Origin of the sequence: Kluyvera ascorbata (genome assembly GCF_023195735.1) — a bacterium.
In the GTDB taxonomy this organism is placed as follows: Bacteria; Pseudomonadota; Gammaproteobacteria; order Enterobacterales; family Enterobacteriaceae; genus Kluyvera; species Kluyvera ascorbata.
On the sequence record NZ_CP096201.1, the window covers coordinates 4243348 to 4258737 of the forward strand.

At 56.3% G+C, this 15390-nt stretch carries 15 protein-coding genes; 7 read left to right on the top strand and 8 right to left on the bottom strand.

The features are described 5' to 3' along the window. Positions 1–120 precede the first annotated feature (120 nt). From citG to citC, 6 genes are read right to left on the bottom strand one after another with little or no spacing between them, the layout of a single operon-like run. The gene (gene citG / locus MY052_RS20270) at positions 121–1029 is read right to left on the bottom strand and encodes a triphosphoribosyl-dephospho-CoA synthase CitG (protein ID WP_248537726.1); all 909 of its coding nucleotides are present in this window, start codon (positions 1027–1029) and stop codon (positions 121–123) included. Then, on the bottom strand, positions 989–1558 hold the full coding sequence (citX, locus tag MY052_RS20275; RefSeq protein WP_248537727.1) for a citrate lyase holo-[acyl-carrier protein] synthase: 570 nt from the start codon (positions 1556–1558) through the stop codon (positions 989–991). The genes citG and citX overlap by 41 nt, the downstream gene beginning before the upstream one ends. After that, a complete protein-coding gene (gene citF / locus MY052_RS20280) occupies positions 1558–3078 on the bottom strand; it encodes a citrate lyase subunit alpha (protein WP_248537729.1) in 1521 nt (506 codons plus the stop codon). Before citF ends, citX begins: the two co-directional genes overlap by 1 nt. A 10-nt stretch (positions 3079–3088) precedes the next feature. Then, the gene (gene citE, locus MY052_RS20285) at positions 3089–3958 is read right to left on the bottom strand and encodes a citrate (pro-3S)-lyase subunit beta (protein WP_248537731.1); all 870 of its coding nucleotides are present in this window, start codon (positions 3956–3958) and stop codon (positions 3089–3091) included. Beyond that, positions 3955–4248 (bottom strand): citrate lyase acyl carrier protein, encoded by a 294-nt coding sequence (gene citD / locus MY052_RS20290; RefSeq protein WP_248537732.1) that lies wholly within the window; start codon positions 4246–4248, stop codon positions 3955–3957. The genes citE and citD overlap by 4 nt, the downstream gene beginning before the upstream one ends. A 29-nt stretch (positions 4249–4277) precedes the next feature. Further along, complete coding sequence (citC, locus tag MY052_RS20295; RefSeq protein ID WP_248537734.1) at positions 4278–5309, bottom strand: [citrate (pro-3S)-lyase] ligase; 1032 nt, start codon at positions 5307–5309, stop codon at positions 4278–4280. Positions 5310–5560: 251 nt separating this feature from the next. On the opposite strand from citC, the gene citS reads away from it, so the two are divergent. From citS to citB, 6 genes are all read left to right on the top strand, one after another. Next, positions 5561–6901, top strand: coding sequence for a citrate/sodium symporter CitS (gene citS / locus MY052_RS20300; protein ID WP_248537735.1), 1341 nt, complete (start codon positions 5561–5563; stop codon positions 6899–6901). A gap of 161 nt (positions 6902–7062) precedes the next feature. Continuing rightward, a complete protein-coding gene (locus MY052_RS20305; RefSeq protein ID WP_248537736.1) occupies positions 7063–7296 on the top strand; it encodes an oxaloacetate decarboxylase subunit gamma in 234 nt (77 codons plus the stop codon). 15 nt (positions 7297–7311) lie between these two features. After that, complete coding sequence (gene oadA, locus MY052_RS20310; protein ID WP_248537737.1) at positions 7312–9072, top strand: sodium-extruding oxaloacetate decarboxylase subunit alpha; 1761 nt, start codon at positions 7312–7314, stop codon at positions 9070–9072. Between the two features lie 12 nt (positions 9073–9084). Next, a complete protein-coding gene (locus MY052_RS20315; protein WP_248537738.1) occupies positions 9085–10386 on the top strand; it encodes an oxalacetate decarboxylase subunit beta in 1302 nt (433 codons plus the stop codon). Between the two features lie 134 nt (positions 10387–10520). Then, positions 10521–12149 carry a citrate sensor histidine kinase CitA gene (gene citA / locus MY052_RS20320; protein ID WP_248538975.1) on the top strand — a complete coding sequence of 543 codons (1629 nt, stop codon included), beginning with the start codon at positions 10521–10523 and terminating at the stop codon, positions 12147–12149. Further along, positions 12142–12837 carry a citrate response regulator transcription factor CitB gene (gene citB / locus MY052_RS20325; RefSeq protein ID WP_248537739.1) on the top strand — a complete coding sequence of 232 codons (696 nt, stop codon included), beginning with the start codon at positions 12142–12144 and terminating at the stop codon, positions 12835–12837. The genes citA and citB overlap by 8 nt, the downstream gene beginning before the upstream one ends. Here the strand turns inward: citB and MY052_RS20330 are convergent. Next, on the bottom strand, positions 12832–13464 hold the full coding sequence (locus MY052_RS20330) for an alanyl-tRNA editing protein (RefSeq protein WP_248537740.1): 633 nt from the start codon (positions 13462–13464) through the stop codon (positions 12832–12834). The genes citB and MY052_RS20330 overlap by 6 nt on opposite strands. 92 nt (positions 13465–13556) lie before the next feature. Between MY052_RS20330 and MY052_RS20335 the strand changes: the two genes are divergently transcribed. After that, complete coding sequence (locus MY052_RS20335; RefSeq protein WP_248537741.1) at positions 13557–14465, top strand: LysR family transcriptional regulator; 909 nt, start codon at positions 13557–13559, stop codon at positions 14463–14465. A gap of 6 nt (positions 14466–14471) precedes the next feature. Here MY052_RS20335 and rihC read toward each other — a convergent pair whose 3' ends face one another. Then, on the bottom strand, positions 14472–15386 hold the full coding sequence (gene rihC / locus MY052_RS20340) for a ribonucleoside hydrolase RihC (RefSeq protein WP_248537742.1): 915 nt from the start codon (positions 15384–15386) through the stop codon (positions 14472–14474). Positions 15387–15390 lie beyond the last annotated feature (4 nt).

The window sequence follows — 15390 nt, forward strand, 5'->3', positions numbered from 1 at the left end:
GGTCGCCAGCCGAAAACGCCGATAATTAGAATTTAATGATAAACAGAGAGGAATATCAGTAAAAGACATGATTCATCCCGCAGGATGAATCAATAGCATAGGAAGATAATGAAGTGAAACTTACTCAGAATAGAAAGGACCAGCCGGGAAATGACTTAAAAACCAGGTCACTGCCAGTAAATCTGCACTGCCTCCTGGGCTAAGATTGCGCGCTATCAGCTCATCATCAAACTGCTGCATCGCTTCAATCCCACCGTCAACCAGCACCCCGCCCTGCCACAATAATTTTTGCGCCTGTTGTTGTACATAATTGAGCCCTTCCAGCCCACCACGGGAAACCAGATTGGTGTCATCATTCCAGGCCATCAGATGCAATAACGTTTGTAGCAGCGCCAGATTGGCGTCGTCATGCTCCTTGAGTACGCGATGGTAAACGGGCAGTGCCTGCGTTCTGACAGTACGAAAACCGCTTTCCGCCTCGCCGCGCGCGCCCGCCAACCCATAACGCAGAAAGTGCCGTTCGCCCTTGCTGAGATTGCCACCTTTATCCAGAGACAGTTCACGCGCGACCATATCCCGACACAAACTCGCCACGGTGTCGCAAATATGGTGCTGCGATAGCGACTCCCCCTGCCCGACGAGACGACCCATCGCCGTAGTGAGTAACCCAAAAGCAAAAATTGCGCCGCGATGCGTGTTTACACCGTTGGTCGACTGCAGCATGTCATTTTCACACGCCAGCCCCAGCGGACGAATCATCACCAGCACCATCTGCGGATCCAGCTTCGCGGTGCTGTTTCCCATCATGAAAAACTTTTCCATCCACGGTGCAATCGCCGCCGTGCTGCGCTCAAAGGTGGCCAGATCCATGTCCCGATGGGCACCAGCATTGCGAATATCCACCAGCCCCGGTTTCGGGGTTAACCGCACTTCGGTCAGCAGCGCACGCGCCACCAGCCCAATAACATCCTCGGCTTTCAGCGTTACGCTAACTGGCGTATGCCGTTCCGTCACTACGTTCACGCTCATAGCTATCAATCCTTCGTGCAATTTCATCCAACAAGAGGTCGAGAGAATGCGCTCGACCTCGCGCACAGACGTGGGCTTCCGACTGACAAATCAGGCATTTCCTGGCAGGTAGCCCCAGTTCACGACGCGAAAGCGAGCGACCATCGCTATCCATCACGTCAATATCCCAGAGCCTTCCCAGCGGATGCTGTTGTTCCAGCATCATCAGTTGTCGTTTCAACGCTTTAGCAGGCGCGCAGACCGCCGCCATCCATTCCGGGCCGCTCAACGCATCCGTACGCGCTTCCCAGACGCTTACCCATTCCATCTGCTGGCAGACAGCCGCAATCTCGCGCTGCGCATACTCTGCAACACGCAGCCACACAGGGGAGTTTTTGACGGCTCCCGGTGCCACCAGTGAAAAGGTGATCAGCGGTAGTCGGTAACAGTCCAACGCCTGGCGCTGACGCGCCGCGCGGCTATCGCGCGCATAAAGCATCGCTTCCAGCGTTACCGGCTGACCGCTGGAGAGGAGATCTGCACCATTCATCAGCGTTTTACCTGACGGATCACGTCGATCACCGAACCATCGCGATAGCGCACCACCGCCACCACCCGGTCGGTAAAGGCGATAGGCTCCGGTTTACCCGTCAGTTGCTCCGCACGTTGCTGGAGCTGTTCGATGGTCATCAGCGCAACGCCAGCCTGCTTCAGGTTATCAATCAGATCCTGACGAGCCGGGTTCACCGCAATGCCGTGATCGGTGACAAGCACATCGACGCTCGCCCCCGGCGTAACGGTGGTGAGCACCTTTTCCACCACGCAGGGAATGCGCCCACGCACCAGCGGCGCGGTAATAATAGTCAGATCGGCCCCTGCCGCCGTGTCGCTATGCCCACCGGAAGCACCGCGCAGCACGCCGTTCGACCCGGTCATCACGTTCACGTTGTACTTCACATCAATTTCCAGCGCGCTGAGCATCACTACGTTCAGACGTTCGCATGCTGCCCCTTTAGAGCCTGGGTTGGCGTACTGGTTGGTGGAAATCTCAATGTGGTTAGGGTTTTGCGCCAGAGAACGCGCGGCGTCGCCGTCAAAGGATTGGGTATCAAGCAGCGCTTTGATAAGCCCCTTCTCATGCAGATCCACCATCGTGCCGGTGATCCCGCCGAGCCCGAAGCTCGCGGTAATATTGTGGCGACGCATTTTATCTTCGAGGAACCTCGTGACCGCCAGCGATGCGCCGCCGGTGCCGGTTTGCAGCGAGAAGCCGTCGTTGAAATAACCCGAATGTTCAATCACCTCCGCAGCCTGGCGTGCAATCAGCAGCTCGCGTGGGTTGCTGGACAAGCGAATCGCCCCTGCGGTGATCTTCGCCGGATCGCCCACCTCATCGACCTGGACAATATAATCCACCTGATCCTGCGCAATGCTCGCCGGATAGTTCGGATATGCCACCCACTCTTCCGTCAGCAGTACCACGCAGTTAGCATGTTCGGCATCAACCTGCGCATAACCCAGTGAGCCGCAGCGCGATTTACCACTGAAGCCGTTGGCATTGCCGAACTCGTCGCAGCACGGTACGCCGAGGAACGCAACATCGATATTCAGCTCACCGCTCTGAATTAGCTTCACGCGTCCGCCGTGAGAGTGGATCTGCACCGGATTCTCCATCAAACCGGCGGAAATCTCCTCGCCCAGTTGACCGCGCAGACCAGAGGTGTAGATCTGGCGGATCACGCCGTTTTTAATATGTTCGATAAGCGGCCAGTGCGCGTCAATCAGCGAACTGGAGGCCAGCGTTAAGTCGCGAAAGCCCATTTCTGCCAACTTCGCCATCACCATATTGACGACTTTATCGCCACCGCGAAATGCATGGTGGAAGGACACGGTCATGCCATTTTTAAGCCCAGTGCGACGGATAGCCTCTTCCAGCGAGTCGCACACCTTACGCTGGCGTTTTTCGGTTTCGCAGGCCAGCCACGTGCTGTTGTGGGCCACGCCCTGGTAAGGCTGTAATCTCTCCGGCACAACATATTGCTGTTCCAGCATGTTGATTGTCTCTTTCATGGTTCCCTCCTTAATCACGAATGCCGGAAGCCGACAACGCCACCACTTTGCGCGCGTGGTCGATAATCGGACCGTCGATCATTTTGCCGTTCAACGACACTACGCCCAGACCGCGTGTTTCCGCCTCTTCCGCTGCGGCAATCACTTCCCGCGCGTGCTCCACTTCTTTTCGCGTCGGCGAATACGCCTGATGCAGCAGCTCAATTTGACGCGGGTTCACCAGCGATTTACCGTTAAACCCGAGTCCCTTAGCCAGCTGAACCTCTTTGAGGAACCCTTCTTCATTGTTGATATCGGACCACACCACGTCGTAGGCCGCGATACCGCCTACGCGGGCGGCGTGCAGCACGGCGCAGCGGGCGTAAAACAGCTCGGTACCGTCGCCGCGACAGGTGCCCATATCCATCACATAATCGAAGGCCGCCAGGGCAATCGCCACCATGCGCGGGCTGGAGGTCGCAATCTCTACCGCGTTCACCACGCCCAGAGCCGATTCAATCGCCGCCATCAGTTTGGTGCTGCCCACTTCACGCCCGCATTCGCGCTCAATGCGCTCAACGTGGGCTTCCAGTTCGTGAACGTCTTCTTTACGGTCGGTTTTTGGCAGGCGAACAATATCCACGCCAGCGCGGACGACGGCTTCCAGATCGGCCAGGCCAAACGGCGTATTCAGCGGGTTAATACGCACCACTTTTTCAACGTCCCGATAGAAAGGATGCTGTAGCGCGTGATGCACCAGCAGACGAGCGGTGTCTTTTTCGCGTAATGCCACGGCATCTTCTAAGTCGAACATCACCGCGTCCGCGCCGTACACAAAAGAGGTGCTCAACATGGCGGCATTCGCGCCGGGGATAAACAGCATACTGCGACGAGGTTTCATAGCGCGCTCCATTGAATTTCAGTTTGCTCAGCCGCGCGCAGCGCTGCCGCCTGAACCCTGGCCCGCAAAATACACTCCAGCGCCCCTTTGTCATCAACGCTAACCTGCGCGCGTTCAACCCCCAGCTTTGCCAGCGTTTCGCGAACCACGCTTTCAATCGCCGTACCAAACTGCTGCTTCACGAGGCTCTCCAGCTCCAGCCGTATGCCCGGCTCGGAGGAAGGGCCAATCCTGACCATGACATCGCTGGACTCCAGCGTGCCGGCTAGGGCATCCTTAATGATTTCCATAGGTTATGTTCCTTGTTAACGGTATTACGTCATGCGGTTTCAGTCTGTTTAGCGGCAAGGTGCTGTAAGAAAGCCAGCGTCCCCGCAGGCACCAACGCGCTTACCGCCCGCCAGTCGCGTTCGGCGTAGAGCTTTCGGACCCGCGAGGCGGAAATGGGAGCCCCTCCTTTTTCCATACGCGCCAGCTCCACCACTTCTACTGCCGGGGCGCGGCCGTGTGGGGAGCCGAGAATGTCGTGCATCCGCTGGTTATAGGCACGCGTCAGAGGGCAGAACGGTTCATTGCCGACAAAGCGGTGGGTGATACCCAGCGCAGGTGCCAGATGTTCACGAAACAGCTGTAGATCGATCTGGCTGTGGCAATCGTCCACCGCTCCCTTTTCTTTGAGGAAGTAGCCCGGAAAGGTCGCTCGCGAAATCAGGTAAGCGGACCCTGGATGCAGCGTGAGGTTCTCAATACCGACAACCCCTTGCTCGATCAACGCCCAGCGGTCGGCGTAGCGAAACTGCGAGGCGTCTTCTTTCACCACAAACAGATGCAGCCAGTCGCAGCGCGCCGCCGCCTGTTCAATCAGATAGCGGTGGCCGAGCGTAAAGGGATTGGCGTTCATCACGATGGCGCCAATGGTCTTTCCCGGTTGGCGATAGAGCGCCAGCTGGCGACAAAAGCGAGTCAGCCGCTCGCTACTGTTTTCCATCAATACCGCTTGCGTCCCGGCCTGCGCGATGGGCCAGAAGCCTGCGCCAGAAAACAACACGCTATTTTCCGGTTTGGTAAACAAAAACAGCTCGCTGCGGTTCTGTTCATAGGCCAGCGTGAGCAGTTCGGTCAGCAGCTTCAGGCTTAACCCTTCACCGCGTATGAGGGGAGAGACGGCAATGCATTTGAGTACGTTGCCGGCAATCGCACCGCAGCCCACGATGTCGTTTTGCCACTCGGCGCAAATCACCACTTCACAATCGGCCTCCAGAGAAAGCCCGGCCTGTTTCAGAAAGCTCGCTACCGCCTGACGGCGCGCTTCGTCTTTCTGCGGATAAATACGCTTAAACGTTAGATTCATTATTCTGCGTCCGTAAGCAAATAACGCCGCATATTTCGCCAGCGTTTACGCTATTCGTCTGGAATATAAATCACATTTTCCACGCTAGTTTTATTGCCTTTATAGTTTTTATGTTCTTAATTAAACAAGAAAATAAAAATAATTAAATTAATAAAAAACACCTCCATTCAGTGAAGACAATCACATCTCATCGGGAATTGAATTTATTAATATGCGCGGCGTTACCTCTCACGATAAACAGGATAATGTTTATGACTAACATGACCCAAGCTCCCGCTGCGGAGAAAAAGGGCGCGCGTGATTTGCTGGGATTTAAAATCTTCGGTATGTCGCTACCGCTTTACGCATTTGCTTTAATTACACTATTGCTTTCACATTTTTATAATGCGCTACCCGATGACCTGGTCGGTGGCCTCGCTATTATGTTTATTATTGGCGCCATTTTTGGTGAAATAGGAAAACGCCTGCCAATATTTAATAAATATATTGGTGGTGCGCCGGTAATGATATTCCTGGTTGCAGCCTACTTTGTCTATGCGGGCATTTTTACGCAGAAAGAAATTGATGCGATTAGCAACGTAATGGATAAGAGTAACTTCCTTAACCTTTTTATTGCGGTGCTGATTACCGGTGCCATTCTTTCGGTCAACCGTAAGCTGCTGTTAAAATCACTGCTTGGCTATATTCCAACCATTCTGACCGGAATCGCGGGAGCTGCCATTTTCGGCATCGCCATTGGCCTGTGCTTCGGTATCCCGATTGACCGCATTATGATGCTGTACGTACTGCCAATCATGGGCGGCGGTAACGGCGCAGGCGCGGTACCGCTGTCTGAAATCTACCATTCCGTCACCGGTCGCTCCCGCGAAGAGTATTACTCTACCGCCATCGCTATTCTGACCATCGCCAATATCTTTGCCATTATATTTGCCGCATTCCTTGATATCGTCGGCAAAAAGTATACCTGGCTTAGCGGTGAAGGTGAGCTGGTACGTAAAGCCTCGTTCAAAACCGAAGACGATGAAAAAGCGGGCCAGATTACCCACCGTGAAACGGCCATTGGCCTGGTGCTGTCTACAACCTGTTTCCTGCTGGCCTACGTTGTCGCCAAAAAGATCCTGCCAAGTATTGGCGGCGTCTCTATCCACTATTTCGCCTGGATGGTGCTGATCGTCGCGGCGTTGAACGCCTCCGGCCTGTGTTCACCAGAGATCAAAGCCGGTGCTAAACGTCTTTCTGACTTCTTCTCCAAGCAACTGCTGTGGGTGCTGATGGTTGGCGTCGGCGTTTGCTATACCGACCTACAGGAAATTATCGATGCACTGACCTTTGCGAACGTCGTCATTGCGGCGGTTATTGTCGTGGGTGCCGTTGTCGGTGCCGCAATTGGCGGCTGGCTGATTGGTTTCTACCCAATTGAGTCGTCTATCACCGCGGGCCTGTGTATGGCGAACCGCGGTGGTTCCGGCGACCTGGAAGTCCTTTCCGCCTGTAACCGTATGAATCTTATCTCCTATGCACAAATCTCCTCCCGTCTGGGCGGCGGTATTGTGCTGGTCATCGCCAGCATCGTGTTCAGCATGATGGTGTAAGCAATACGCACGGCGGTGTCCGTGTTGCCAATGCTTAAAGTGAATGTAGAGGCCAGAGCCGGGGGCGGCCGAGGGAAATCCACTCTACAACTCCTTAGCCGGATTCACTGAGACATTGGTCAACACCAGCACCGCCGTGCTCCTGTTCTGGATAATCATTTATGACTGATGCCGTACTGCTGGGTGAAGGTTTCACCCTGATGTTTCTGGGGATGGGGTTCGTCCTGATGTTTCTGTTCCTGCTGATATTCGCGATTCGCGTGATGTCCGCCGCGATTAATCGCTTTTTCCCGGAGCCGGCTGCCGCGCCGCGCGCCGTTCCCGTCGTGGACGATTTCACCCGCTTAAAGCCGGTGATTGCCGCAGCCATTCACCACCACCGCCTTAACGCCTGATTCCCGGAGGGATCCATGACTATTGCTATTACCGATGTCGTCCTGCGCGACGCCCACCAGTCTCTGTTTGCCACCCGCCTGCGCCTTGATGACATGCTACCCATTGCCGCCGCGCTCGACGACGTTGGCTACGGCTCGCTGGAATGCTGGGGCGGTGCCACCTTTGACGCCTGTATCCGCTTTCTGGGTGAAGACCCGTGGGTTCGCCTGCGCGAGTTGAAAAAAGCGATGCCGAAAACCCCGCTACAGATGCTGCTGCGCGGGCAGAACCTGCTCGGCTACCGCCACTATGCCGACGATGTGGTGGAACGCTTTGTCGAGCGGGCGGTGAAAAACGGTATGGACGTGTTCCGCGTCTTTGATGCCATGAACGACCCGCGCAATATGCAAGCCGCCCTGCAGGCGGTGCGCAGCCACGGCGCCCATGCTCAAGGCACGCTCTCCTACACCACCAGCCCGGTGCACACCCTGCAAACCTGGCTGGATTTAACCGAACAGCTGCTGGAAACCGGCGTCGACTCCATCGCCATTAAAGATATGTCCGGCATCCTGACCCCGATGGCGGCGTATGAGCTGGTCAGCGAAATCAAAAAACGCTATGACGTGCGGCTGCACCTGCACTGCCACGCCACCACCGGGATGGCGGAGATGGCGCTGCTTAAAGCCATTGAAGCGGGCGTTGACGGCGTGGATACCGCCATCTCCTCAATGAGTGCTACCTACGGTCACCCGGCCACCGAGGCACTGGTGGCGACGCTCGCCGGTACCGCCCACGACACCGGCCTCGACATCAACAAGCTGGAAAATATCGCCGCCGATTTCCGTGAGGTGCGCAAAAAATACCACGCCTTTGAAGGCCAGTTGAAAGGCTATGACAGCCGCATACTGGTGGCACAAGTGCCAGGCGGCATGCTGACCAACCTGGAAAGCCAGCTGAAACAGCAGAACGCCGCCCATCGTCTCGACGAAGTGCTGGCAGAAATCCCCCGCGTGCGTGAAGACCTCGGTTTTATCCCGCTGGTGACGCCGACCTCGCAGATTGTCGGCACCCAGGCGGTGCTGAACGTACTGACCGGCGAGCGCTACAAAACCATCGCCAGAGAGACGTCAGGCATTCTGAAAGGCGAATACGGCCGCTCCCCGGCTCCGGTGAACGCCGCGCTGCAGGCGAAGGTGCTTGAGGGTGCACAGGCTATCACCTGCCGCCCGGCTGACCTGCTGAAGCCGGAGCTGGCGGCGCTGGAAGCCGACATCACGCGTCAGGCGCAGGAGAAAGGCATCCGGCTGGCGGATAACGCCATCGACGACGTACTGACCGTGGCGCTGTTCCCGCAGCCAGGCATGAAGTTCCTTGAGAACCGCCACAACCCTGCGGCGTTCGAACCGCTGCCGCAGATGAAAAGCGTGCAGCCTGCCCCGACGGCGGCAAAACCCGCCACCTCTGGCATCTACACCGTGGAAGTGGAAGGCAAAGCGTTTGTGGTGAAGGTCAGCGACGGCGGCGATATCAGCCAGGTGGCGACAACCACCTCTGCGCCGGTTGCGGCGGCTCCGGCTGGCGCGGGTACCCCGGTTGCTGCGCCGCTGGCGGGCAATATCTGGAAAGTTATCGCGACCGAAGGCCAGACCGTGGCGGAAGGTGACGTGCTGCTGATTCTGGAAGCGATGAAGATGGAAACCGAAATCCGTGCTGCGCAGGCCGGGACGGTACGCGGCATCGCGGTGAAAGCCGGAGATGCCGTCGCGGTGGGCGATACCCTGATGACGCTGGCGTAACGGAGAGGACGAATGGAAAGTCTGAACGCCCTGTTCCAGGGCATGGGGCTGATGCACCTTGGCGCGGGCCAGGCCATCATGCTGCTGGTCAGCCTGCTGCTGCTGTGGCTGGCGATTGCGAAAAAGTTTGAGCCGTTACTGCTGCTGCCGATTGGCTTCGGCGGCCTGCTCTCCAATATCCCGGAAGCAGGCATGGCGCTGACCGCGCTGGAAAGCCTGCTGGCGCATCACGATGCCGGGCAGCTGGCGGTGATTGCCGAGAAGCTCAACTGCGCGGCGGACGTGCACGCGATTAAAGAGGCGTTAGCGCTGGCGCTGCCGTCGGTGCAGAGCCAGATGGAGAATCTGGCGGTAGACATGGGCTACACGCCGGGCGTGCTGGCACTGTTCTACAAAGTGGCGATTGGCTCCGGCGTGGCGCCGCTGGTCATCTTTATGGGCGTCGGCGCGATGACCGACTTCGGCCCGCTGCTGGCGAACCCGCGCACCCTACTGCTCGGCGCGGCGGCGCAGTTCGGCATCTTTGCCACCGTGCTGGGGGCGCTGACGCTGAATTACTTTGGCGTCATCCCCTTCACCCTGCCGCAGGCGGCGGCGATTGGCATCATCGGCGGCGCGGATGGCCCGACAGCAATTTACCTCTCCAGCAAGCTGGCCCCGGAACTGCTAGGAGCGATTGCGGTGGCGGCCTATTCGTATATGGCGCTGGTGCCGCTGATTCAGCCGCCGATTATGAAGCTGCTCACCAGCGAGAAGGAGCGGAAAATCCGCATGGTGCAGCTACGTACGGTCAGTAAGCGGGAGAAAATCCTCTTCCCGGTGGTGCTGTTGCTGCTGGTAGCATTGCTGCTGCCAGACGCCGCGCCGCTGTTGGGGATGTTCTGCTTCGGTAACCTGATGCGCGAAAGCGGCGTGGTAGAGCGTCTGTCCGACACGGTGCAGAACGGGCTGATTAATATCGTGACGATATTCCTCGGGCTGTCGGTGGGTGCGAAGCTGGTGGCGGATAAGTTCCTGCAGCCGCAGACGCTGGGCATTCTGCTGCTGGGGGTAATTGCGTTTGGCATCGGGACGGCGGCTGGCGTGTTGATGGCGAAGCTAATGAACTTGTTTAGCGCGAACAAAATCAATCCGCTTATCGGTTCGGCGGGTGTCTCGGCGGTGCCGATGGCGGCGCGCGTATCGAACAAGGTAGGCCTGGAGTCGGACGCGCAGAACTTCCTGCTGATGCACGCCATGGGGCCGAACGTGGCAGGGGTGATTGGTTCAGCGATAGCCGCAGGCGTGATGTTGAAGTACGTGATGGCGATGTAATTTGCGATGGGATACGCGCGGCGTATCCCATTTTCATCCCAATGTAATCTGAAAAAAAAGCAAATATGAACTGGCTCAGGAACCACATTTCCCGAATGTCGGAATATCTCTTTTTTAAATATATTCGCTGCCCTATGTTTATCCGAAAAATGGTCCTGTGGTTTTCCCGATGCTCCTTTCAAAACCGCATCTTTCTATTGATCTTATTTACCTCCACGGTAGTGATGTTGGCGATGTCCTGGTACCTCACCAACATCACCAAGGACCGACTGCACTATCAGGTCGGTCAGCGTGCACTCATTCAGGCAATGCAGATCTCGGCAATGCCTGAACTGGTTGAAGCCGTGCAGCACCACGATCTTGCACGCATCAAGGCATTAATCGACCCGATGAGATCGTTTTCCGACGCCACCTACATCACGGTTGGAGACGAAAAAGGCCAGCGCCTGTACCACGTGAATCCAGATGAAATAGGTAAATATATGGAGGGAGGAGACAGCAGTGAAGCGCTGTTTAACGCAAGAAGCTACGTCTCTGTACGTGAAGGATCTTTAGGGTCATCGCTGCGCGGGAAATCGCCTATTCAGGATCATACCGGCAAGGTCATTGGCATCGTTTCTGTCGGCTATACCATCGATCAGCTGGAAAATTGGCTCAATCTGCAGATTGGATCGTTTCTGTTTCCCATGGCTGTCCTACTCGTCCTCCTCCTCTACTGCGCGCGGCGGTTTTCTCTGCACATTAAAAAGCAGATGCTGAATATGGAGCCACAGCAGCTTTCACAGCTGCTCATCCAGCAAAGCGTATTGTTTGAGTCGGTTTTTGAGGGACTTATAGCCATCGACTCGTTTCATCGCATTACCGCCATTAACCAAACGGCCCGGCGGATGCTTAACCTTAGCCATCCGGAGGCTGAGCTGATTGGGCAAGCAATAGATAGCGTGGTGACACCTGAATCCTTTTTCTATGATGTTCAACAAAAGAACAAAAAAGATGAGATAGTGACGTTTAATGATGTCAAAGTGATTGCCAGCCGTATGGCCGTTATCTTAGACAGCCAGCCGCAAGGATGGGTAATTAGCTTTCGCAGCAAGGATGATATCAACACCCTCAGCCTGCAGTTAAGCCAGATTCAGCAATACGCCGACAACCTGCGCGCCGTTCAGCACGAGCACCGCAACCTGATTTCCACCATCGCCGGGCTGCTTTTCCTGAAACGCTACGATAACGCTCTGTCGCTCATTCAACAGCAGTCTGAAAGCCACCAGAAGGTGCTCGATTTTATTGCCCACAACTTTAAAGATCATCACCTTGCCGGTTTGCTGATTGGTAAATATTACCGTGCGAAAGAGTTGGGTCTGGAGCTGGTTTTCGATCCTGCCTGTTATGTCGAGCACCTGCCGCTATCGCTTTCACATAACGAATGGATCTCCATTGTCGGCAACTTGTTGGATAACGCCTACAACGCCACCCTGCTCAACCACGCGGGATCGCGACAGATCGAATGTTTGATCAACAGTGAAGGCAGTGAGGTGATCATCGAAGTTGCCGATCAGGGCATCGGCATTGATGAAGATATCCGCCAGCATATTTTTGAACGCGGCGTGACCAGCCGCGACAGCGGCGATCATGGCATCGGTTTATGGCTCGTTCGCAGCTACGTCGAGCAAGCTAACGGCAACATTATTATTGATAACAATAGCCCTTACGGCACCATTTTTACCCTCTACCTACCCTTTACCAGAGATGAACATCATGGATAGCATTACGACGCTGATTATTGAAGATGAGCCGATGCTGGCGGAAATACTGGTGGATACCATCAAGCAGTCACCGCAATTTCAGGTCATCGGCGTGGCCGATAAAGTGGAGAGCGCCAAAAAGCAAATTCGCCTGTACCAACCTGAGCTTATCCTTCTGGATAATTTTCTTCCCGATGGGAAAGGCATTGATTTAATTCGCCATACGATCAACACACAGTACGCCGGACGGATTATATTTCTCACCGCCGATAACCATATGGACACCATCAGCGAAGCACTGCGAATGGGCGTGTTTGATTATCTGATTAAGCCGGTGCATTACCAGCGATTACAGCATACGCTGGAGCGCTTTGCCCGCTATCGCGGCTCGTTGCGTTCCAGCGAGCAAGCCAATCAAAACCACGTTGATGCGCTTTTTAATATCCAGGCCAAAGAGCAGATACCGGAGCCTACCTCAGGTCTACGCGGTATTGATGAAAACACTTTCAACCGCGTATTGCAGATATTTTCCGACCCGCAAATGGTGCACACCGCCGACTCGTTAGCGCGGATCCTCGGCAGCAGTAAGACCACAGCCAGGCGCTATCTGGAGCAAGGTGTGAAGAACGATCAGCTGGAAGCAGAAATCAGCTACGGCAAAGTTGGCAGACCCGAGCGCATCTATCGCGGCAAGATTCCGGAACTATGAGCCCAGCGTATAGTTGACAATCATCTGCCCCTTTTTCAACTTCACCTGGGTAATCGTCACCGGCCCGATGTCCGAAAGATGAGCAACGTGCGTTCCTCCGCATGGGTAAGCCGGGAGATGACCAAACCCAACCTGCCGCAATCCGTCGGCGAAGGTCACCTGTCGGGCAAGATTTTCCGCCTGCCAGGCGCTGATTTTCGCCAGCAGCGACGGCGCATCCGGCAGCGTGCCGTTTCCACCGGCAGCGAAAGTAATACGCCCCTCATTGGGCCAATGGTGTGCTTTCACCGGATGCCAGCCGTATTCCGTTCCCGCCAGACCAATCAGATGCCCCGCAGAATGCAGCCGGGCATGCAGTTGCCGCAGCGCAGCGTCCACACGAAGATTCACGGCACCGACGGATAGCGGTTTTGCCACAATATGCAGCACTTCGTCACCACGTGACTGCACCGTTTCAACCGGTTCATCATCAATCCAGCCCGCGTCCGCAGGCTGCCCACCGCCCTGCGGGTGAAAAAGGGTGCTATCCAGCGCCACCGCGTAGCGCCCGTCCGGCTCTGGCGTACAGCTCAGCACGTTAGCTCTGCCTTCAGTGTTATCGCTGGTGTAATAAAGACGTTCAGTCATAAGTGTTCTCCTCTTGGTGAGAAGAGTATATTCACTTTATCTGCGTCGATAATCCTGCGCTCACTCAATGCATCTTTGCCTGGTACGCACAAATGAATCCTAATCTTCTACCTGACCTTGCCACCTTCGTGTTGATTATCGACCAGGGCAGCTTTACCGCTGCGGCCAAAGCAACCGGGGCAACGCCTTCAGCGATAAGCCGTAGCGTGTCCCGTCTTGAGCGGGTGCTTGGCAGCAAGTTGCTGCACCGCACCACCCGTAAGCTGGCGCTGAGTGATACCGGCAAGATGGTGTACGAACATGCTCAGGAGATGCTGAATGCGGCCCAAATGGCGATGGATTCCGGCAGTAGCCGCCAGCAAGTGGCACAGGGTAAATTGACCGTTAGCGTACCGAAAGCGGTGGGACGTTTTGTGATTCACCCGCTGATGGCCGAATTTTTTGAGCGCTATCCGGACGTAGACGTGTGCCTGCGTCTTGAGGACCGCTATATGGATTTGATTGACGACGGCGTCGACCTGGCGCTACGCATCAGCCAGTCCCCCTCCCCCGGTCTGTATGGCAAAGCGTTGATGCCGGTAAGCCACGTGATTTGCGCAACCCCGGCCTATTTGCGCCGATACGGCACGCCCGATTCCCCTCAGGCGCTGCGCGAACATTGCTGTATCAGCCTTGGTGAAACGCCCGCCGATTCACGCTGGAAATTCCGCCTCGGTGAGAAAAGCGAGACGATTCAAACCCACGGACGCTACGCCGCCAACCATACCGGCGTGCGGCTGGATGCGGTGAAAAACCATCTCGGTATCGGCAGCCTGCCGCTGTTTACCGCACGGGAATCGCTGTCTAACGGCGAGATAGTGCAAGTGCTACCAGAGTGGGAGTTTATCAGCGACTACAGCGGCGATCTCTGGCTCTTATGGACGCGTAACCAACATATGCCCGCCAGAATGCGGGCGATGATTGATTATTTGAGCGAGAAGCTACCGCAGCATCATCGCTAAACACCATTACGGCGCTAGTGCAAAGACCTCAGCAACCCACTGGCGGAAGCCTTCGACATCCAGCCCCAATGCCACCTGCGCATTCGCGGGCTGCCCAAGCTTCCCTTCAATGTCTACCACCGTTGTCCCGGCGGTATATTGCCCCTGCGTTTCTACGGCGACGTAGCAGCTTTGCAGGGTAAACAACGCCGGGCGCGCCAGCCAGGCAATCGCGCACAGGTCGTGCATGCGCAGGCCGCTCTGCATACTGCCGCTGCGGTAGTGGCTGAACAGCGCGTGGAGCATGCCGCCGGTTTTATTCAGCGCGGGCAGCGAGGCCAGATATTCTGGTGAGAGCGTCGCCTGGTTGGTGACGTCCAGCCCGCACATCACAATCTCCAGGCCGCTGCGGAACACCAGCGCCGCCGCTTCCGGGTCGATAGCGATATTAAACTCGGCATTCGGCGTGAAGTTACCGCGCCCGGCAGAACCGCCCATAATCACCAGTCGACGAATATTGAAGCGGCATTCAGGGTACTGCGTCAGCAGTAGCGCGATATTGGTCAGCGGGCCAATGGCGACCAGCGTGACCGGTTCCGGTGCCAGCATCAGCGCATCGCGAATGGCCTGAAACGCCGGTTTTGCCAGCGGCTGGCGGTTATGCTCGACAAAATCATACCCCTCCATGCCGGATTCGCCGTGCACCGACGCCGCGTCGCGCAGCGGGCGAACCAGCGGCGCGGCCGCCCCCTGCGCCAGCGGCACATCTGCATTCCAGAAATGCAGCAGCTGCAGGCCGTTACGGGTCGTTTTCTCGACGGAGACGTTGCCGGCGACGGTGGTCATCAGCTGGAGATCCAGCTCGGGGGCAAAGAGCGCGGCGGCAATCGCCGCGGCATCGTCGATACCGGGATCGGTATCCAGGAAGATAGGCAGACGCATGATT

What these genes read in the sequence shown, in the direction of transcription:
- citG (WP_248537726.1), bottom strand. Translation starts at nt 1,029, where the DNA reads ATGAGCGTGAACGTAGTGACGGAACGGCATACGCCAGTTAGCGTAACG.
- citX (WP_248537727.1), bottom strand. Translation starts at nt 1,558, where the DNA reads ATGAATGGTGCAGATCTCCTCTCCAGCGGTCAGCCGGTAACGCTGGAA.
- citF (WP_248537729.1), bottom strand. Translation starts at nt 3,078, where the DNA reads ATGAAAGAGACAATCAACATGCTGGAACAGCAATATGTTGTGCCGGAG.
- citE (WP_248537731.1), bottom strand. Translation starts at nt 3,958, where the DNA reads ATGAAACCTCGTCGCAGTATGCTGTTTATCCCCGGCGCGAATGCCGCC.
- citD (WP_248537732.1), bottom strand. Translation starts at nt 4,248, where the DNA reads ATGGAAATCATTAAGGATGCCCTAGCCGGCACGCTGGAGTCCAGCGAT.
- citC (WP_248537734.1), bottom strand. Translation starts at nt 5,309, where the DNA reads ATGAATCTAACGTTTAAGCGTATTTATCCGCAGAAAGACGAAGCGCGC.
- citS (WP_248537735.1), top strand. Translation starts at nt 5,561, where the DNA reads ATGACTAACATGACCCAAGCTCCCGCTGCGGAGAAAAAGGGCGCGCGT.
- MY052_RS20305 (WP_248537736.1), top strand. Translation starts at nt 7,063, where the DNA reads ATGACTGATGCCGTACTGCTGGGTGAAGGTTTCACCCTGATGTTTCTG.
- oadA (WP_248537737.1), top strand. Translation starts at nt 7,312, where the DNA reads ATGACTATTGCTATTACCGATGTCGTCCTGCGCGACGCCCACCAGTCT.
- MY052_RS20315 (WP_248537738.1), top strand. Translation starts at nt 9,085, where the DNA reads ATGGAAAGTCTGAACGCCCTGTTCCAGGGCATGGGGCTGATGCACCTT.
- citA (WP_248538975.1), top strand. Translation starts at nt 10,521, where the DNA reads ATGTTTATCCGAAAAATGGTCCTGTGGTTTTCCCGATGCTCCTTTCAA.
- citB (WP_248537739.1), top strand. Translation starts at nt 12,142, where the DNA reads ATGGATAGCATTACGACGCTGATTATTGAAGATGAGCCGATGCTGGCG.
- MY052_RS20330 (WP_248537740.1), bottom strand. Translation starts at nt 13,464, where the DNA reads ATGACTGAACGTCTTTATTACACCAGCGATAACACTGAAGGCAGAGCT.
- MY052_RS20335 (WP_248537741.1), top strand. Translation starts at nt 13,557, where the DNA reads ATGAATCCTAATCTTCTACCTGACCTTGCCACCTTCGTGTTGATTATC.
- rihC (WP_248537742.1), bottom strand. Translation starts at nt 15,386, where the DNA reads ATGCGTCTGCCTATCTTCCTGGATACCGATCCCGGTATCGACGATGCC.